This window comes from Acinetobacter sp. AG3, assembly GCF_022343575.1.
GTDB lineage: Bacteria > Pseudomonadota > Gammaproteobacteria > Pseudomonadales > Moraxellaceae > Acinetobacter > Acinetobacter guillouiae.
Window position 1 is genome coordinate 2,786,884 of record NZ_JAKQZD010000001.1, and the last position, 21,290, is coordinate 2,808,173.

Here is a 21,290-nt window from a genome sequence, read left to right on the forward strand (position 1 = left end):
TTTAAATTTCCTATTAAATAAATATAATTTCTATTGTTCAAAATCAAAAATCTCAAACAATAGAAAAATAATAAAATTATTTTATTTTTTCAACATATCCACAGCAGGCTGAAATCCATAGTTTTTAGCATATTCTAGATATTCTTTTGATTTATTTAAATCACGGTTAACTCCCAATCCATTTAGATACATATAACCTAAATTTGAGGCTGCTACAACTTTTATGTCTTTATCGGACTCGCTATATAGTGAATTAAAAGTAGTTAATGCTAATTTATAATTTTTAGAACAATTATTACCTAACAAATATTCAGAACCAACGCTTAAACCAGCAGATAAATAACCTTTATCAAAAGATAATTTATATAAATCACAAATCTCAGGATTAGCAACTCCATCTGATTTATATTGTAATACTCTAGCCTTCAATGCATACCCTACAGCAACATTATGTTCTATTAATTTATTTGACAAATCAATAACCTTATCCAAATCACGATAACCTTCAAGATTAGGCATTTCTCCCAAGTACAAAACAGCTAAATCAGCATAAGAAAACCAATACTTTTTATCAATTGCAATATTATTATATTTAACAAACCCCTCAACATTACCTTTTTGGAATTCGATCAAAGCTATCTCTGAAAAAGAAGCAGGAATATATTCTTTCGATTGATTTAATAATAATGATGCTTGATCTAAATTTTTATTTACACCAATCCCTCTGCTATATCTTGCACCTAAACTATGTATTGCCAGAGGATTTCCTAGATTAGCTGCTTCTTTTATTAATATAGTTGTGGAATTAATATTACCATCTGCTTCATATTTTTTTGCTAACCAGAATTTTGCTTGAGGATTCTGATGCTCTGCAGCATATTCGATATATTTTAATCCTTCTGCCTCATTTTTATCATAAAACTCTCCATAAAATTTTAAATTTCCTAAGATATAGGCATCAGCAGGTCTTTTATCATTCTGTTCTAAGCACTTTTTACTACTATCATTAAAATTTTCAAAGTCTATTTGACAATTTGGTATCAATTTTTGATTGACTTCATTTTTTAGACTTATTGGGATCTGTCCACATTTGATCGTGCCATACTCATTTGCAATTTCACATGGGATTGAAATTATATTTGGATTTTTATCCTCAATAGTATTTATCTTTGAGTTTGTACATCCGCCAAGCAAAAACACAAATGAAAAATTAAATATCAATCTATTATACATCAAATGCCCTATCTAAAGACTCCAAATAATTAGATTACCGTAAATTAAACAAGATTAAATTTCGACCTACCCAATTATTTTTAATGAATTATTTCCAATAAGAATAATAAATTTATTTGCTTTGCAAATAACATCTATTTAATGTTCCATTAATTGTATGACTTAATATAATGTTCCATTTATTTTCTATTTGCTTACCTATATCTCCACCACCTAAAATTTTATTGCCTACTAATTCCTGTGGAGGAATAACTTCTAATTGTCTTGTTCCTTGACAAAAAATATTTGCTTGATCTTTCTTTTTTAAAAAAACCCATCCCCTGTCTTCAATCAAATTATTTTTGATAATATTGAATTGTTGCATGGATAAATTATTAGAACTGATTTCATAAAATACATCACTAGAAGAATATGATTTGTAACTTCCCTCATTTTCTAACTTATTTTTAAAAATTTCTTTAGCTTCATGTTTTAGCTCTTCATTTATAGGATCATTACTTTGTCCTCTACCAATATTATTATCTTTCACACAAGCTACTAATAAGATAATTAAAAAAAAAGGAAGTATTTTTACCATTACTCTTCTCCTGATACGAGCCCTATTCCTGCAAAATTTCCATTAATGCCACTACTACCAACAACTTCATGTGCTGTAGCCCCATATACCATACTATCTTTCGGTACAACAGGTTTAACTCTATTATATCCAACTCCTAAAAGTGGAGTTCCTACTAGTCCCCTAACTCATTACTTAAAGTTTGTGGTGTGCCCACTTGGTCATAGTGGTAAAAGGCAACACGTTCTAATTCAGCTTTGTTCTTTCTGGTTTCAGTTTTCCATACAGGATCTTTATAAATCGAATAAGGTACGTTTTGGAATTGGCGATAGTCAGGTGTTTCTATCAGTTTAATAAAGCCTGCATAATCTGTCTGTAATAACGGTACAAAGCTATTCGGTTCATAAACATAGTGTTTGGTATAGTCTTGCTGTTTTGATTGAGTTTGGTTTGCTTGATATGACTCCCATATCATTAAATCACCATCCCAACCAAATAATGTCAGACTATTTTCATTCGCATTATTCTTAAATAATCGGCGACCAAACACATCATAACCATAATCAGTAATTATTTACAAAGATCATCACCCCATTTATTGTAAGAATACAAAACACCATCGACATTATTTTTTGGTAATTTTCCACCTTTAAAATCATAAAGTTCCCCATTCCCAACAATTACTACATTGATACGATTATTCAAACCTAAACAATATGTATTAACGCCTACTCCTTTTCCTTTAAGCATCCATCCATCTTTTTCTAATAAATTTGTTATTTCTAATATTTTCTGACTATTATTAGAACTCTTTAGATCAAAATATGAAACTTGTACTTCTGCTCTTCGTAATGAATCAATAACGTCCAAATTTTCACCTAAAACAGTTTTCATTTTTTCATCAAAAGGGTATTTATCTGAAGGTTCATTATAAATTTTATTACTACTGCATCCTATTAAAGTGATCATAGAACATATTAAAAAACTTAAACTGCAAAATTTCATATTTAATCCCTAATTTTTTCTGTAAGAGAGCGGCCTTGACCTTCAACACCATATCCAACATTAAAATCAGCACCTGGAGTACCAACCCCAATTTCAAAACCTTTCATCGTTTTAGATGTAAAATAAGCTTTAACTTTTTCACTAACCGATGTAGAACTTGTATCAATAGGTAATACTAAACCTGCACGTACTCCCCATATACCACCACTTGCACTTCCTGCTAAACCAGTTAAAAATGCATCTGTATTATTTGCATCACTATCCTTTACTGGTTTATTAAAAATATAACCTGCCATGCAACTAGCCGAAAACTTACCTTTTAATTTTGTAAGATCAGAAGCACCTAGTTTTTTAGTTCCATCAAGTACCATCACAGCATTCTTACCTATCGCTTTAGCACCTTTTACATCTGGCCTTGATGATGCACCTACTTGAAATACCTTACCATTATGTAGGTTAGTAATCTCTGCGTAAGCAAAGGGGCCTACCCCTCCCGAACAATAAACATAATCGAATAATGGAGGCCCTTGCAACCGACAAATATCACCTGTTTTCATCCAACAGTCATAATTTCGATAACCTTCGTATTCTAAATTTGCTGAAGCTTGACGACTTAAACCGATAAATTCTCCACCATAGGTTACTTGCAATCCCAAAGCATCTACCCACAAAGTTGGATTAATTACATAACTGTAGTGATTCAATCCTGCGTATAAATCTATGGGGTCTTTACTCATATATCTTGCACTATACGGATCGTAATAACGATAACGGTTATAGTGTAAGCCTGTTTCTTTATCGTAATATTGCCCCTGAAAACGAATATTACTTTGTTGCAATGGATTGTCTTGGTTTGTTGTATTAATTTCTAAAGCTGTGCCCCATGTATCTTGTTTGATTTCCCAAACACACTCGCCTAACTCATTACTTAAAGTTTGTGGAGTACCGACTTGGTCACAGTGATAAAAGGCAACACGTTCTAATTCAGCTTTGTTCTTTCTGGTTTCAGTTTTCCATACTGGATCTTTATAAATCGAATAAGGTACGTTTTGGAATTGACGATAGTCAGGTGTTTCAATTAGTTTGATAAAGCCTGTATAACCAGTCTGTAATAATGGTACAAAGCTATTCGGTTCATAGACATAGTGTTTGGTATAATCAGTTTGCACTTTTGATGATTTCACTGATTCCCAAACCATCTGATCACCATCCCAACCAAATAAGGTTAAACTCTGGTCTTGATGATTATTCTTAAATAATCGGCGACCAAATACATCATAACCATAATCTGTGATTTGACCATTGTTGTCACTTTGAATCAGGCGGTTTAAGTTATCCCAAGTTAACTTTAAGGTCTGACCTGCTTGAGTGGTTTCAATCACATTGCCCTGCGCATCATATTTATAATGTTTGCCTTGATACTGGCTAATCAAGTTATTTTTCACTTGCGCAGCTTGTGTCGCTATTGGATCAATTAAGTTCCCCGCAGGATCAAAACTAAAGCTTTCCGATTTAAATGGATTTTGGGTTTTGATTAGACGCCCGATTGGATCATATTGGTAATTTAACTTACCTAAACGGCTATCATCGACTTGAGTCAGCAAATAGTTGTTATCATAGTGATAATGACGTTCTACTTGAAATTGTACCCTGTCCGTAATTTCTTGTTCAGGGCGAATGACTTGTGAGCTGAGTAAGCCCACAACATTATAATTCTTAGTTTGCACTAAACCATTGGCCAGCAGTCGTGTGGTTTCACGATGTAAATCATCACGTTGGAATGCCACCATATCTTGTTGGTTAAAAGCAATACCATAAATATGCCCTGATCCATAGCTTAAATTGGCTTGTACTTGTCCATCTGGTCGAATGGTTTGAGTCAAGTTACCCAATTCATCGTACTCATAACGTAATACTGCTGTGAGTGGGTTTAGATTCGGTATTTTATAGTGTTGATGCTCACGTACCAATTGTCCAAGTTGATTGCGATAAAAATCAATTTGGCTTTCTGTATTTGTCGCTTTACTGAGTTGATTATTTAAGTTGTATTCAAATTCTTCAACTTGACGATGTCGAGTTTGTAAATGAGTAAATGTTTTTGACGCAATCGAACCATCCGTATGATAGCCAAATTGGGTCAGAATATTTGGTTGACGAATGTGAAACAGTTGCCCATTGTCATTATAGTTGTAATGTTTTTCTTCTCCATCAAAAGTATGTTCACGTACCAATTGCCCGAAACGGTTATAGTCGAATAAATATTCTGCATGGTTTTGATTAATCAGCTTTTTAATACGACCTTGTTTATCCCACTGGTAGCCGATTTGGTAACTCTTGGCATCGATCCGTTCCTCTAATAGCCCAACTTGATTGTATTTATATTTGGTGATTAAGCCTTTGCTATCGGTATGCTTAAGTAAACGCCCTTCTTCATCATGTTCAAATTGTTCTTTTAATCCATCAGGATAAATAACAGATTGAAGTTGCCCCTTGTCTTTACCTTGAGTACTATAGAGATACTGAACTTGTTGTGCATCCGCAGCAGCTTGTGCGGTCAGTGTCCCTTCTTCATCATATTCCCAAGCACTACTTTTCCCGGAACAGTCGGTATACCACACCATCTGCCCAAGATCATTATATTGAATTTTCTTTAAGCCACCTTTGGCATCAATCACTTCAACCAATTGATTGTCATTATTATATTTATACTGGGTGGTATGTCCTAAAGGATTAATTTCTTTGCTGATATTACCATCCTGATCATATTCAGTTTTCCAAATATGACCTTCAGGATCTTTGATTTCAGTTAAGTCCCTTGCTTCATCATAGGCAAATAGGATGATGCCACCATTTGGCTGTACAATTTTCACCAATTGATCTTGATCATTATAGACTTGCTCTGTTTCTAAGCCTGCAAAATCTATTTGGCGCGTAATCCGTTTTCGACTATTTCGTGATATCCACTTTTCACGACCATCGGCTAAACGGGTACGATAGGTAAAACCATCCAAATCAAAATAATAATAGGTCGGAACATCATAAGCATCATAGACGGCCACTTGACGCAAACGTGGATGCCATTCTAAACGTGTTTTAAAACTACCATCATCTGCCCATTCCTCAATCGCCTTGGCTTTGGGTGCGGTAGAGTCATATCGAATATTTTGCCCACGCCCAGTACGATCTGTATAACGGGTCAATTGATGTGCATGGTTATATTCATAACTGCGTGTATGTCGATTTTGATCAATGGCTTTGATCAGATTGCCTTGTTGATCGTATTCATAACGTGCCAATGCTTCTGTTTGTTCATCGACAAATGCGGCAATCACTTTGGCTTGTTCATTAAAAGCAAATTTAACTAAATGTTTAGCGCGCTTCAATTGAAAATCAATCGCTTGTAAATAGGCAAATTGTTCAAACAATAAATAGGTCAGTACTACTTTTTCATCAGTCTGATCATTAAATTGTTGAACGAGGTGATAATGTTTTCCAGCATTAAAACTATGAAAATGGAAATTCCAGTCTGAACCAAAATTCAGCAATAAATCTCCATCGTCATGTGGTGCTACAGTGAAACCTTCAAAGGGTACCTGATACGTTGCATACACAATCGAAGCAGGCAGCTGATGTTTACGTCCATTGCTGTCAATAAATAAATACCCATTTTGGTTTTGTATGATCACATTGGAAAATGGCATCATCCAACGTGCGCCGATCATACTGTGGTCAAACTCATTCATTTGAGAGTTATATTGACGACTAAAGGCAAAATCAACTTTAGGTAAGTAAAAGTCTGAATGATTAACTCGTTCTGCACCAATTGAATAGCTGATACTATGACCTGTTTGTGTATCCGTCCCTGGACAAGGTGGATTATTTAGTGCATCAGATTGTAAAGTGACAAACTCTAAAATATCACCATTGATATGCTGCTCATGTTCGCCTGTTTGGTTTAACGGCACACTGGCTGTGGCTTTTTTACCTTGAGTTTGGATGGCTTTTAGAGTTTCTTGAATCAACCAAGCAAGGCTATATTGAGTTCCTGCATTGCTTTGTTGTTGAATCACTGTAGCAAGTTGTGGTGTCGCCTTAAGCACTTCTTCTGTTAATCGTGTTGCGATATTCGGGGTCATCTTTGCGGTCATGTCAGCTTGTGCAGGTGTACCCAACAAATCAATCAATGGCTGTGCCCAGTTGCTAAACTGCTTGCTGGGATCACGTTTTTCAGCTGTGGCTCCCGCTGAAGCAACGCTGGGTAATCCAGCTACAGCGCTGCTGCTAAAGGCTTGCAGAATTGAAGTCCCCAATGTCGTTGCACTCGACAATAAACCTGATAATTTACCTTGTGTTTCTTGTAGGAATTTTTCTAAATCGCCTGCCATCTGCGCATTTAAGTGTAGCTGCATACGACGTAAATCAGCTTCTTTGATTTTACCATTGGCTGGGTATAAACATTCAGCCATTAAACCCAGCATTGGACGTAAAGCCATACGCACATGTGCTTCTGTATTCGGTTGTAAAAATAAACCGATTAAGTTCATGCTTAACAATGCCGATTGTTGTACGCCTGCCTCGGCTTGCTTGGGTTCAGTGGCAAATAAAATAAGGTCTAAAACACTGCCGGATAATGCAAAGATATTGGCGACTGTCGGTACACTGGCGCTTGCTTTGATCTGTTCTAGGCTGGTATTTCCGCAAGCCTGTAAATAGTTTTGGATTTGATGCGCGATAAACTTATGGTCTTCTGTATGCGTCAGACTGGCCAAATTAAATACTGCCAATTCTACCGCTGGCTTGGTCTCTTTAGCGGCTGGTTGTTGCTGTGTATTTGACCCTGTGGTCTGATTTTTACTGTCTATAAATGCCATAAGCTTAACCTTAATACGTTCTAATTTTTAATTTAATTTCAATCAATTAAAATTCAAAAAAATGTTCAATTATTTATTTCGCGCGTTATATACATCTGGTTGTTCAGCAGCCGTTTTTCGCACAGTCACTTGTTTGGTGACATAACGAGACTCTTCCATATCCATCCGTACCACATCCTTATCCATATCATAAATCGACTGCGGTTTTTTCACGTCGACTGGTGCTGTCGCTTGTGGAGTCTGCTGAGTCAAAATTGGCGCAGGCTGACTGATTTGTTGAGGAATATTTTGTGGGATCGTAGGTACTGATGCATCGCCTTTTCGAGTGGTAATGCTATAGGTTAAGAAGCGAGAGAAATATTCATCTTTTTTAATAAAATCATCCACTACTTTCACTGGGGCATCTAGCCCATTTTGAGCAGCGCCAAATGACTCTGCAACAAAACCTTGACCCAGTGACGACCCAAATCCTGTTCCAGCAGTTAAATTAGAAACTAAACCACTGGTCTGTTGAGCAAACAATGCTGAGGCTTGGTCTTTAAAGAAATCGATGCCTTGATCTTTAATGTTTTGTAGGGATTGACTTGGATTGGCAATCATCTGTCCCACATTCATCATCTGTGACGGAGATAAATTTAAATTCAATGCTGAAGAGACGGAACCTAATGCACTTTGAGTAAATTGTTCTTTAAATTGTCCCAAGCTTTGTGTGCCTAAGTCTTTTAAAGCGTTTTTGCCCATATCTTTCAATGAGTCAGCATTCAAAGAGAATAAATTGTTTTTGAGTTGAGACATCATATTTTGTCCCACTGAATTTAAAGCATTTTGTGCAAAGCTTGTGGAACCACCGACCACTTCTTCTGACCAAGTATAATCACGGTTAAAATGACTTGCTTTATCCCATGCACTTCGTGGATCAGTTTCAAATTCAACTTTGGCAGGGCCAGGTGCAATACCTGTCACTTGGGCAAAGCCATTGCCATCCAGCTTGCCAGACACTTGCTTGCCAAATGAATCAATCACTTTAAAGCCGGTTTGTTTAAAGAAGTCTTGCCCACCATAGCTTTTTAATAAGTCGAGTGCGCCTTTAAGTGGATTCGATGGCGGCAGTTGTGCTGATTTACTCACACTGGCACCTGGCTTAAATGTGTGCTGCCCTGCATTGACCTCAAATTTCCCACCTGTTTTGGGGAAAATCCCTGAGCCATTTAGGGCAATCTGTGAGGAACCGCCTGTAATCAACACTTCTTTTTGACTACTGATTTCTATCCGATCTTCTGTAGATGAGATGGTAATCCCCAGTTTAGCAAATACATCTAAAGCATCTGACTGCGCTTGAATCTCGACTTTACTCTGTGCTGCAATGGCTTTAATGCCACCTTGAGCAGCAAATAGACTCACTTTGCCTAAAGCTTGTCCCAAAAGATTCTTTTGGGTACTGAGGTTAATACTATCGCCCGCAGTATGGTTAATGATGCCTGTGGCTGAAAGATGGATATCTTCAGGGGTACTTAAGGCAATCCCATCAACAGAACTGAGTAACATGATGGCTTTTTTATACTTGGCAACATCTTTTTCAATTTCTTCGGCAAAAGCTTTGAGTTGCTCAATCGATTCAATTTCATCCGTCTTTTGATTCTTGGCAATATCGCTTAAAGCTTTACTGTTGGTCTGACTGCCTTCAAGTTGCTTTTTGGCAAGCTCTGAGTCAAGGTGATCACCTTTAGCTTGGTCTTGTTTATAGGTTGAAAGTAGTAAGCCTTGCCCTGCCCGAACTGCTCCCCATTGGTCTGTTCTCAGCTCAAAGCCTTCACCACGATCATCACTTTCCGCTTTGTCTTTAGGATGACTTAATTTGCCCAAGTTGAGCTGGCTGGCGGCATGACTACTCTGTAACTGGCTGCTGATTTGGCCTGTAGTATCGTCAAACCTCAGTTGATTGTAGCCACTGCCTTGATACTCTCGACTTTTGATTCCTGCCAGTTTCTTGGTATCAGGCAGTTTGCCTTTGTCATCAAACTTGCTTGGATGACGTTGCGCTTCATGGATACGCCCAACCACAAATGGACGGTCAATGTTGCCATCAAAGAAATCAATAACAACAATCTCTCCTATTCTCGGTAAGAATCGCGCACCATAGCCTTCACCTGCCCATGGGGTCAGGACATCGACCCAAGCTGAATCTGTGTCATTGTCATTGGAACCCGCACCGCCATCATGGGTATTGTCTTCATTACGGCTAAACAGGAAACGAACTTTGATACGCCCCCATTCATCGACATAAATTTCTTCTCCACTTGGCCCCACTACTTTGGCCCGTTGTGGTGATGCAATCGGTCGGTGTTGTAATGGGTTATAGGCTGGAACCGTGCTGATGTTACGACGTTGAATGGTTAAATTGCTGGCTTGACGTTCATCACTCGTGTTGCTGGTGATTTGACTTGTTTGCCAATTGCTTTGTTGAACTAAAGCGGTGACTTGATCAGTGAGATCTTTGGGTAAGTTATTTTGGTTATAAAAGCTTTTAGCCGTGATTAAAAATTCTTTGTCTGCACCTGAGTGTTGGTCAATCTCAGGGTGTTCATTTAGTTCAAACCAATAACCAACATGTGTATCGCGCACAGTTGACGTTGCTGTAAATTGTTTGGCTTGTGAATCGTAATAGTTACTGAGGTTTTGGTTAAATTTTTCAATCTGACTGTTGCCCGATGGCGTTGCGCCATCTTCACCATTCAAGTCTTGAATCCATGCAGGGCTAAAGTGCCATGCTTGTTCTAAAGCTAGACTGGCATTGTCATAATTTTCACTATGACTGTGTTTACTTTGGACACTGCCAGCGCCTTCATCAATATCCAATACATCGGCTTGCCAACGCTGGATATGTACCGAAGTCGGTTGAATGGAACGCTGACCAATAAAATTGGTAATTGAATCAGTTTTTTCTACGGCGCTGCTTCTATGGAAGCGAATATTGCGGCGTTCCAGAGCACTGAATTGCGAATTATCATCAATTAAACGAAGCTTTTGTGCTTGGATTTGTTCTGTTGAACTCGACACTTTAAGTTGTGCTTCATCGATCAGCCAGTTAATCCCTTCACTTCTCATCAAACGGGTCAGGAAGTCAAAGTCGCTTTCAGATGCCTGCATAATGAATGGGCGCACATCATAGTCTTTGCTTAAACCACTCTTGTCCAATGTCAGACTTGAAGCAAACAGTGGACTGCGTTGTGCCCATTCTTGGAATACGGTCTGGATCACATCAACAACCGACTTATTCATAAATACTCGAGAGTTTCTACGGTGTTTCCAAAGTGCTGTTGGGTCTTCTACAGTCAAACGATAGATGGTAAGAGAACCATCAGATGCGCCAATATCGGCTTGGGTCACAATTCCTGAAATACGGGTTAACTCAGATTTATCTGTGACGATATCAATCGCAGCTTGAGTTCCAATAAAGCTTTTTAAAGGGATAGTTGCTGACGTTGCAAGACAGATGAGTTGGAGCCGAACACCCTCATTGATTTGATGTATTCCATCGATACGTTGTAGGAATACTTGCTGGCTCAACACCGAATTAGAAAATTGTACGTGAATCGCACGTTTTTGTGCTGATAAGCCAAGCTGCTCCAAAGCAGCGTAAATATTGTTAGACATGCATTATTATTTAATTCTAAATTGTGATCAATTGTACTAAAAAAATTAGGGCTTTGTCTATACAGACCTGTCTATATTGCGCTTAACATTTAAACAAAAACACATATATTTCTATTCTGAGCTGCATAATAGATAAAAACTTCTCATTGTTTTATCAAATATTTATTTAAAAATACGCCCCTGCTTAAAAACGATTATCACACTGAGCTGATGTTTGACTATCTTTATTTCGATTTGGTCGATTGGCATAATGTGTTTTAAACAGTATGAGTAAACTAAACAGCTTTGAACTGATCTTATGCCACTACAATCTGCAAAAGTCCTAGAAATAGATCTCCCCTTTTTTAAGAATGCATCATAAATATGAACCACGATTTTCTATTATGATTTTTGGTCTCTATGGTTTTATAGCGGCAATTCTCTTTAATAAAAATAAATGTGATAGCGATCTACTTTATAAATTTTTTCTAATGATTGATTAACAATTTTAATCAAATGGTCATCTAATTTCACTATAATTTAAGCCAATAATTAAATATAAACCATATTTATCAAAAACTTATAAAACAATATCATTACTTACTCTCACAGTTTACTCTTCAATAAAATTACAAAACACAACAAATTTCACGTAAATTTTAATAATAACAAAACCAATAATGATTATCATTTACAACAGATAAAACCAGAGAATTCTAACGATGATCCATAACAATATTCTCGATTGCATAGGTAAAACTCCTTTAATCAGACTCTCAAGGATGTTTACCGATCAATCCATCACCGTTGTCGCAAAAATGGAGTTACTCAATCCAGGTGGCAGTATCAAAGATCGACCTGCATTGTATATGTTACAAGAGGGGCTTAAATCTGGCCTCATTCATAAAGATAGCCACATTGTTGAAAGTTCATCGGGAAATCTAGCAATTGCACTTGCTATGGCATGCAAAATTTACGGCCTAAAATTCACTGCCGTGATTGACCCCAAAATTGCTTCAGCCAACTTACAAATGTTGAAGCTCTATAAAGCCAATATCGAAATGGTCTCTGAAAAAGATCAAAACGGCGGTTATTTAAAAACAAGAATCGATACAGTACAACGACTTTGCCGCCAATTGCCCAATGCTGTTTGGATCAACCAATATGCAAATCCCAACAATTGGAAAAGCCACTATTATGGTGAAGCGGAAGAGATCATAAATCAAATCGATCGCAGTATTGATTACTTGGTTGTTGGTGCAAGTACTTCTGGAACAATCATGGGCGTATCTCGTCGCTTAAAAGAAAAATTCCCACATTTAAAAGTTATTGCAGTCGATATCGTCGGTTCTGTTCTCTTTGGTGGTCACTCAGGCCCACGTGAAATTCCGGGTATCGGCGCAAGTACCGTTCCTGCCCTACTCTCCCCAGATGAAATAGATGATGTCATCTATGTTGATGATTATGAGTCAGCTTTAGGTTGCCGAGAACTCCTCGAACATGAAGGCATTTTTGCGGGTGGATCTAGCGGCTCATCTATTTCAGCAATAAAAAAACTTATCCCGACCATCCCGTCTGGATCATGCGTTTTAACCCTTTTAGCAGACAGAGGCGATCGTTATTTAGATTTAGTTTATGACGAAGAATGGTTCGAAATGATCAAGAGAAGATATTTCAATAAAAATCATCTCAATCAAGAAAATTTTACTTTGCAATCCGTTGTTTAACTCCACCTTCTAGGAAATATTTATGAGTAATTTGGCTAGCCTTCGTTACCTTAGTCAATCAGATTTACTCCATCTTGGTGCAAATCACAGTAATTCGTTTATCGAAGCAATTACTGAAGGCCTCACACTTCACGCAAATAAACAGTTTGTACAACCCTTAAAACCCTATTTACGTTGGCAAGGTGCGGACCATATTGCAGACCGAATTATTGCCATGCCGTGTTATTTGGCTGGAAATGATCCTATTGCAGGGATCAAATGGATTGGCTCTCGCCAACATAATCCTAAGAAATTTAATATTCCTCGTGCCAGTGCCTTAATTGTTTTAAATGACGCTGAAACAAATTACCCCGTGGCAATCATGGAAGGCAGTTTAATTAGTGCGATGAGAACAGCTGCAATTACTGGTGTATCAATTCAATATCTCGCCAAAAAAGACTTCTCAGATATCAGCGTGATTGGTTGTGGTCCGATTGCCCAAATGCAAATCAAAACGGTCTTAGAACAATATCCACAAGTTAAAAAAATACATTTATTTGATCTAAACCCTGAAGCCGCAGAAAAACTTAAAGCTTTATTTATTGGCGAATATCCAAATCTTCAAATCGAAATTCATGAAACTGCCAAGTCGGCGATCCAACAGGCAGATGTATTAATCACTTGCACAGTATCTGACAAACCCTATATCCCGTTTGAATGGCTTAAAAAAGGTTGCTTCGTTTCAAATATATCAATCATGGATATTGAACCAGAAGTTTTCCTCAAAGTTGACAAAGTGATTGTGGACGACTGGGATCAATCCAATAGAGAAAAGAAAGTCATCAATGTGTTGGTTGAAGAAGGTTTATTTAGCCGTGAAAAACTACATGCTGAACTAGGTGACATCATTATTGGGCATAAAAATGGCCGTGAAAATGATGATGAAATCATTTTACTCAACCCAATGGGTATGGCGATCGACGATATTGTTTGTGCGAAATGGTTTTTCAATGCTGCACAAAAACAAAATATTGGCACAGTTTTGCCACTTTTATAATTATAGGAACAATGCACATGTTAGATCGGATTTACACAACACAACTTCAGAAAACTATAGATGCGCTCTATATGGAAAATTATGGTGAGTTCAGAAACCATATTGTCTATAAAAAGCCTTATCTTGTAATACATCTGAGTAGTGAGTTGGAACTACATTTCAACTGCTTAAAAGTAAATAGTGTAAATCCTTTCTATATCACAAAAGCAGAAGTTTTACTTCATAACACGTTGAGTCAACAGACCACTGAGATCGCGATTGCTGACGTTTTCAATTATTTAACTCAATCCTCATGGTGGCCATCAATCAACCACCAAAAAGCCATTACGTATTGGCATGATAATTTAGTTACTGCTGAAAAAATTCCTCAAATCTTACAATCCGCACTTTCTTTTTCTTCGCCACTCATAATGAGTGAACAACTTTCGCTTGTCGCTGACCGTGCATTTCATCCATTTGCACATGCGAAAGGTGAACTCAGTCCACTCATTACTCAAAAAGAAATTGAAGTGTATTGGTGGGCATTTAAAAAAGCAGATGTCATAAATAATATGGAATCCATTCCACATGATGAACTTGCTCTCCCTGCTGAGGAAAAAAATCTTATTATTGAAAAAATGCAGGCTCTCTCAAATGAATACCTTGCAATACCTGTACTTAAAACACAGCATGACTATTTAAGATTTCAAGAAAACAAATATCTAGGGATTGACCTCGGCCTTGCCACTGCAATTGGTTGCCCAACATCCTCGCTACGAACTTTAATCAATCACTTAAATTCAAATCAGCACTTAAAGCTCTCGACCAATGCCAAAACTTTGGGTGCTATTCGCTCTATGCCTGCTCGATATTTAGCCAACGGTCATGCAGCATATGATTTTCTCAATGATGTCATCGACAAAACACCATCGTTAAAACATCAGCTCTTTTTAAGCAATGAAACCCATTGGTGGGTCTTAGGAAAACAAGAACCGCTGGTACAAAATTTAGGTGTTATCGGCTGTCAAGTGAGGCATTTACCTCATTTTTGCCAAGAAAAAAATATAGCACCAATTAGCATGTCTGCTTTAAGTTGTCCTTATATTGATTCATGGCAAGCTTTAGGTATAACAGGTGACAAATGGAACTTACTTAAAGATTTGAGTACCCATTTTATTCACACTTTTCTCACACTGTGGTCTTTTGGTGTTATGCCTGAGTGTCATGGTCAAAACACCCTAGTATGTTACCAAGACAATCAATTTAAATGCTTTATTCTGCGTGACCATGACACCTTAAGAATATGCACCCCTGCGATTCAGGACAGTGGTTTTGTTCCGCCAGTCTATAAAATTGATACCAGTACGCCAAACAATCTTATTTTTAATAAAAATGAGGATTTATTTAATTATTTTATAACCCTCGGGATACAAATCAACCTATACCCTATCGCATTAGCAACATTGAAATATACCGATCATACTGAAATTGATTTCTGGGAAATGATCCAAGAAATTATTGTCAACTTTATAGAAAATGCCGCGCTTTCTGAACAATCAAAAAACTGTATTCAGAAATATGTTTTTGAAAGTAGCCATTGGCCATTCAAACAATTACTCACCCCGTTATTAGCCCAACAAGGTGATTCAACAGGGATGCCAAGTAAAATTGGTATGACGTCAAATCCCTACCATGCTTTATTCCAATCTTGCTATGAGACCATGGATATCTAAATCATGCGTTCCTCTCGCCTAGATCATTTGATTATTTTACTGTGTCAATTTTTTTCGACTTTTGGCTTGATGGTCTTAATACCGATCATGCCGCTATATATGGAAAAATTGACGGCGCAAATGGCAACACCCGCCATTTGGGCAGGTATAGCGCTGTCAGCACCAGCTCTAGGGAGTCTATTTACAGCCCCCCTTATTGGTCATCTATCAGATACATTTGGGCATAAAAAAGCACTGTTACTTTCCTTGGCTGGTTTCTGCATTTCTATACTTTTAATGGCGGGAGCACAGCATCTATTTGTGTTTATTTTTGCCCGTATTCTATTAGGATTTTGCGGTCTATCCGTGATTCTTTATGCCTATACCTCTTACTTGTCTAGCGAGCGACAAAGAGGTCTTGCCTTTGGACAGCTCCAAAGCAGTGTCGCATTGGCCTGTTTATGTGGTCCGGTACTCGGGGGCATATTTATGGACCATTGGAAAGTTGAAACCTTACTCAATGCCACAGCATATATTGTCATCGTTTTAATCTTAGTTGCTGCCATTTTATTGAGCCAACCTGTACAGACATCTGTCACTGAACCCGATAAAAAACCATCAACACTGCAATCCTTTGATCGAACAATTTTTTCTTGGCTCAGTGCGGGAACCTTTGTCCAAGCTGGCGGGTTCGGTTTAGTGTCCTGTTTTATCTTATATATCAGTGAAATCAGTCGAAATATAACTACACCCTTATCTATTGCGAGTTTAACAGGAACAATCCACGCACTTTCATGGGGTGCTGCATTTTTTGCTGCAACCTATTGGGGGAAACGTAACGATGCAAGAGGCGATTCATTTCATAATTTTGTCAGTGCAACACTGATCTGTGGAATCACGGTTCTGGCTTTGACATGGACCACTAATATTTGGTTAGTGCTGCTCTTAAGACTCATACAAGGTTTCTGCTTCGCTGCACTTATTCCCTCTATTTTTCATACGATTTCTTTAAAAACTGATGCAAGAAATCAAGGAAAAGTGATTGGTATTTCAAACAGTGCCTTTGTTCTCGGTCAACTGTTTGGGCCGATTGCGGTCACCCTCACATACTCATTTTTCAATATCACTGCCGCGTTAATTTGCACTGCATTATTTTTTATTGGTGCTGGATTAATCGTGACTTTAAACAAATTTTTAACCAATACAATTTTAGAAGAGGTACAAGAATGAACCCGATCATTACCACCGATGCATGGTCTTACAAGCTTTTTGAACAATACTTGAATACTTTTTTTCGTGAACTTCAAGTTCAACTCGAACAGCATATTCTCTCAGAACAGGATTCACCTTTAACAATACATGACGCAAATAATTCATCCTATTTTTCATACCCATTTACTGCATCTAACTCAGTCATCTATGGTGCGATACAGCATTTCTCAAGCACAGGTTATCATCGTTACCAGCGCTCTTTTTGTGTATTCAATACTGAGGATAAGACTGTCAAAAGTCTGACTGATCCTAAAGTGTTGGTTAAAATGATAACCGATGAGTTAAAGTTAAATCAGCGATTTAAAGATAAAAAGCAAAATCAGAATCTCTATGCAGAAATCGCAAACAGTATCGAAAATACCAAATTCTTTTTAGAAAACAGCGTAGATCAAATAAAGCCTAAACTGGCCTCTAGTTTTCAATCTGCTGAACAAGGCATGTTATATGGACATCCATTTCATGTGACCTCCAAAGCCAATCTAGGCTTTTCTAAAGAGGATATGAAAAAGTATAGCCCAGAGCTAGGTGCGACGTTTCAGTTACACTACTTCGCAGTGCATTCATCCTTAATCCAAAAACTTGTCAGCGATAACAATGTTGATCAACTGATTGAAGAAGACGTTTTGAAGCATGCACGACAGCGCCTTAAAGATGACTTCGAAAATTATGAACTTTTGCCTACACATCCGTGGCAAGCAAACTTTTTACTCCTACATCCTTCCTTAAAACGCTATTTAGAAAATCATGAGGTTCGATATTTAGGTGCTTTAGGACAAACCGTTTGGCCTACATCTTCAGTACGAACTGTTTGGTTACCGCAATCTAATATTTTTTTAAAACTCTCCATTGATGTGCGTATTACTAGTTTTATTCGTAACAATCCTATGGATGAAATGGAAAGAGCGATTGATGCCAGTAAAATCATTCTTAAGCATCAGATCAATCAACACTATAAAAATATGCTTATTCTTCCAGAACTTACAGCCAAAACTGTCAAAATCCCTGAGTTAGAAAGTTCTTTTGGCATTATATATCGCGCAGGATTAGCTACGGAAACGCTTGAAAATACTCGGATGCTAGGTGGTTTAGTCGAAGAAAATGAGCATCATCAGATCCCCTTAATGGCGTTTATTGATCAGGCCGCACAAGCCCAAGGACTTCCAAATAGTCACTCAAAAGCCTTTCTTGCTGATTGGTGGAAACAATATATTCAAGTTTCCTTGGTTCCACTGATTGAATTGTTTGCAAATAAAGGGATTAGTGTTGAAGCCCATATGCAAAACAGTTTGATGGAATTTAAACAAGGCTTCCCTGCTCGACTGATTATTCGTGATATGGAAGGGATTAGTGTGGTTTCTGAGATGCTCAATGATCATTCCTCAGTCTCTGAAGATAGCACTGTTTGGTTTTCTCAAAAGGATGCATGGATTTTTCTGCAATATTATTTAGTCATCAATCATATTGCGCATCTGATTAGTGCGATATCAAGAGTAAGCATTATTGAAGAAAGTGAACTTTGGCAAACCACCAGACAAACCCTGATCGATGAAAACTTCTCAGATAAAGCACAGCACTACTGCAACCTTTTGCTTAACTCTCTCACTTTACCTATTAAGGCAAATATGATGAACACCTTATATCACAGTGGTGGTAACCCGATTTGGATTGATATTGAAAATCCGATTTATAAATACAGAGGCGCTCAAACACTAACCCCACTTCAAGCTACGCAACAAGTTGATTATAAAGTCCAAGCGGAAAGACGTGTCATCGGGCAATTATTAGAAGCATTAATCTTTGAAAATGCATTTAACTACGAAAAATCAAATGGGCAAATTAAATTCTTTATTTCAGATGATCTTTTTTATAGCTGCGACGCTAAACAACATTTTAGTTTTAACCGAATTAAATTAAATCCATCGAGTTTAGTCCGTTATGATGCCGTTCAAAAGTCATCAAGCAGTCCAAATTTAAAAGCATTACTGGCTGATTTAAAACATATTATTGATGCTGATCCAATCAAATGGCAAAGCTTTAATGATGAGCTCAATCTTACCTATGTCAAACATGCACAAACACTGGGTCTATCACCCAACCAACCATTAAGAACACTGTCATATATTGAGCAAGAAGCCCGTATAAACAATGCACATCTCTATCATCCAAGTTTTAAATCTAGAATAGGCTTTGATCTTAAGGAAAATCAAAAATACTCACCTGAATTATCCCAAGGATTCTCTGTTCAATGGGCTGCTACTCATAAAAGCTTATGCAAATTGGTTTTGAGTGAAACGATCAACTTAAATCAACTGTATAAACAGCATTTTTCAGACAAAGACCTTCACGCAATCCGTGAGGAATTGACAGCACATCAAGTTGATTTCAATGATTATATTCTTAGCCCCATTCATCCTTGGCAATGGGATAAAATTATTGAATTGTATTATCAAGATGCAATCAGCAATCAACTGATCATTCCATTGAAAATCGCTGGACCTACTTATTTACCGCAACAATCAATCCGAACATTATCAAACATCACGGATATTTCAGCGTTATCACTAAAATTAGCGATGAATTTAGTTAACACGTCGACCTCTCGTGTTTTAGCACTACATACTGTGCAAAATGCTGCAAAAATGAGTGACTGGCTGTATAAAATCGTTGAGCAAGACCATATTTTAGAAAAACAACGTAAACCCGTTATTTTAAGAGAAATTGCTGGACTTTCTATCAATCAGCCGATCGCCTTAGCTGTTCAATATGGCGCACTGGCCTGTATTTGGCGTGAAAGTATTTATCATTATCTCAATGAAGGTGAATCAGCAACACCAGTTACAGGTCTAATGCAACTTGATACTGACCAAAAACCGCTGATAGACCACTGGATCAAACAATACGGGATCGAGTTTTGGTTAGAGAAATTATTAAAAAATGCCTACCTGCCAATTATGCATATTTTATGGTGTCACGGCTTAGCATTGGAATCTCATGCACAAAATATGGTGTTAATTCACAAAGATGGTCTACCTGTTAAAGCTGCTCTAAAAGATTTCCATGATGGTATTCGCTTTAGTCGTCATTTGTTAAGAAATCCAGAGCTATTACCCGAGTTACAAGACGCACCTAAAGAACATGCCAAAATTAACCCGAATTCTTTTTTAGAAACACACGCAGCAAATGAGTTAAGAGATTTTACCCAAGATGCTCTTTGGTTTGTCAATCTAGCGGAATTGGCCATATTTTTAAACACGCATTATGATTTTGATGAAATCAAATTTTGGACAATGTTAAGATCGATCATCAATCAACATAAAGAAAAGCATCCAGAATTTGCACAAAGATATGAATTGTTTAACTTTACAGATGACACCATCGATATTGAACAACTTGCAAGTCGTCGCTTCCTACCTGAAATCCGATTAAGAGTACAAACCACCCCAAATCCGTTGAGTTTAATTAAGGAAATTGAATATGAATAAAACTTCAGTTCCCTTTAAAAAACGCATGGAAAATGGTGAGTCACTGTATGGCATATTCTGTTCTATTGCCTCGCCAATTCATGTGGAGCAATTGGGGCTGGCTGGCTATGACTTTATTATTATTGACTTGGAACATACTTTATTTAGTACATCCCAAGTTGAAAGCATGATTTTAGCCGCTAGAGCCATGCAGCTTGATGTATTGGTTCGAGTCCCCTTAACCGCCAATCACTTGATCTTACCTTTACTCGATGCTGGCGTGACTGGAATTGTATTACCACGTATAGAAAATGCACAACAAGCCCAAGAAGCTGTGAATTATTGCCACTACATGCCCCTAGGGGAAAGGGGCTTAAATTCAACTCGGTTAAATCGCTATGGCATGCAGAGCTTAACTGATTTTGTGCAACACGCACACAAAGAAACAGTTGTCGTCGCAATGATTGAAAGTTTAGCTGGTGTAGCAAATATCGATGAAATTTTAGCTATTGATGGGATCGATATTATTCTTGAAGGTGCGGCAGATCTTTCTCAGTCTATGGGCGTTCCTTGGGAAACGCGCCATCCGCAAGTTCAAGCAAAGATCCAAGAGATATATAGCAAAACTCAGCAACAGGGTAAATATTTCTGCGCAATTCCGCGCCAGCCTGAAGATATTGCGTTGTGGAAACACCAGTCTGTAAAACTTTTTGTGCTCGGTGATGATCGCAGTATTACCCGTCGAGCACATCAGATTCATATTGATTCATATAAAGAAATTGTATAGATCTCTAAACCTTGAGTG

General features: G+C 37.5%; 12 protein-coding genes. 6 read left to right on the forward strand and 6 right to left on the reverse strand.

Annotated elements, in window-relative coordinates; all coding sequences use genetic code 11:
- Positions 1–81: 81 nt before the first annotated feature.
- From L3V46_RS13070 to L3V46_RS13095, 6 genes are all read right to left on the reverse strand, one after another.
- Positions 82–1,233, reverse strand: a complete 1,152-nt coding sequence (locus tag L3V46_RS13070; protein ID WP_239045922.1) for a hypothetical protein — start codon at positions 1,231–1,233, stop codon at positions 82–84.
- A 112-nt stretch (positions 1,234–1,345) separates the two neighbouring features.
- A complete protein-coding gene (locus L3V46_RS13075; protein WP_004820591.1) occupies positions 1,346–1,810 on the reverse strand; it encodes a hypothetical protein in 465 nt (154 codons plus the stop codon).
- Between the two features lie 154 nt (positions 1,811–1,964).
- A complete protein-coding gene (locus L3V46_RS13080; RefSeq protein ID WP_004820590.1) occupies positions 1,965–2,339 on the reverse strand; it encodes a hypothetical protein in 375 nt (124 codons plus the stop codon).
- A 20-nt stretch (positions 2,340–2,359) separates the two neighbouring features.
- Positions 2,360–2,758 carry a hypothetical protein gene (locus tag L3V46_RS13085; RefSeq protein ID WP_157762381.1) on the reverse strand — a complete coding sequence of 133 codons (399 nt, stop codon included), beginning with the start codon at positions 2,756–2,758 and terminating at the stop codon, positions 2,360–2,362.
- A 38-nt stretch (positions 2,759–2,796) separates the two neighbouring features.
- A complete protein-coding gene (locus tag L3V46_RS13090) occupies positions 2,797–7,665 on the reverse strand; it encodes an RHS repeat-associated core domain-containing protein (protein WP_239045923.1) in 4,869 nt (1,622 codons plus the stop codon).
- Positions 7,666–7,734: 69 nt separating this feature from the next.
- Positions 7,735–11,319, reverse strand: a complete 3,585-nt coding sequence (locus tag L3V46_RS13095; RefSeq protein WP_239045924.1) for a type VI secretion system Vgr family protein — start codon at positions 11,317–11,319, stop codon at positions 7,735–7,737.
- Between the two features lie 701 nt (positions 11,320–12,020).
- Here L3V46_RS13095 and sbnA point away from each other — a divergent pair.
- Genes sbnA through L3V46_RS13125 form a run of 6 tightly spaced genes read left to right on the forward strand, consistent with a single transcriptional unit; the run spans position 12,021 to position 21,272 of the window.
- On the forward strand, positions 12,021–13,025 hold the full coding sequence (gene sbnA / locus L3V46_RS13100) for a 2,3-diaminopropionate biosynthesis protein SbnA (protein ID WP_239045925.1): 1,005 nt from the start codon (positions 12,021–12,023) through the stop codon (positions 13,023–13,025).
- A gap of 22 nt (positions 13,026–13,047) precedes the next feature.
- On the forward strand, positions 13,048–14,061 hold the full coding sequence (sbnB, locus tag L3V46_RS13105; protein ID WP_004820581.1) for a 2,3-diaminopropionate biosynthesis protein SbnB: 1,014 nt from the start codon (positions 13,048–13,050) through the stop codon (positions 14,059–14,061).
- Positions 14,062–14,078: 17 nt separating this feature from the next.
- Positions 14,079–15,773 carry an IucA/IucC family protein gene (locus L3V46_RS13110; RefSeq protein WP_239045926.1) on the forward strand — a complete coding sequence of 565 codons (1,695 nt, stop codon included), beginning with the start codon at positions 14,079–14,081 and terminating at the stop codon, positions 15,771–15,773.
- Positions 15,774–15,776: 3 nt separating this feature from the next.
- On the forward strand, positions 15,777–16,982 hold the full coding sequence (locus tag L3V46_RS13115; protein WP_239045927.1) for an MFS transporter: 1,206 nt from the start codon (positions 15,777–15,779) through the stop codon (positions 16,980–16,982).
- Positions 16,979–20,506, forward strand: a complete 3,528-nt coding sequence (locus tag L3V46_RS13120) for an IucA/IucC family protein (protein ID WP_239045928.1) — start codon at positions 16,979–16,981, stop codon at positions 20,504–20,506. The genes L3V46_RS13115 and L3V46_RS13120 overlap by 4 nt, the downstream gene beginning before the upstream one ends.
- A complete protein-coding gene (locus L3V46_RS13125; protein ID WP_239045929.1) occupies positions 20,499–21,272 on the forward strand; it encodes an aldolase/citrate lyase family protein in 774 nt (257 codons plus the stop codon). Before L3V46_RS13120 ends, L3V46_RS13125 begins: the two co-directional genes overlap by 8 nt.
- The last annotated feature ends 18 nt before the right edge of the window (positions 21,273–21,290 follow it).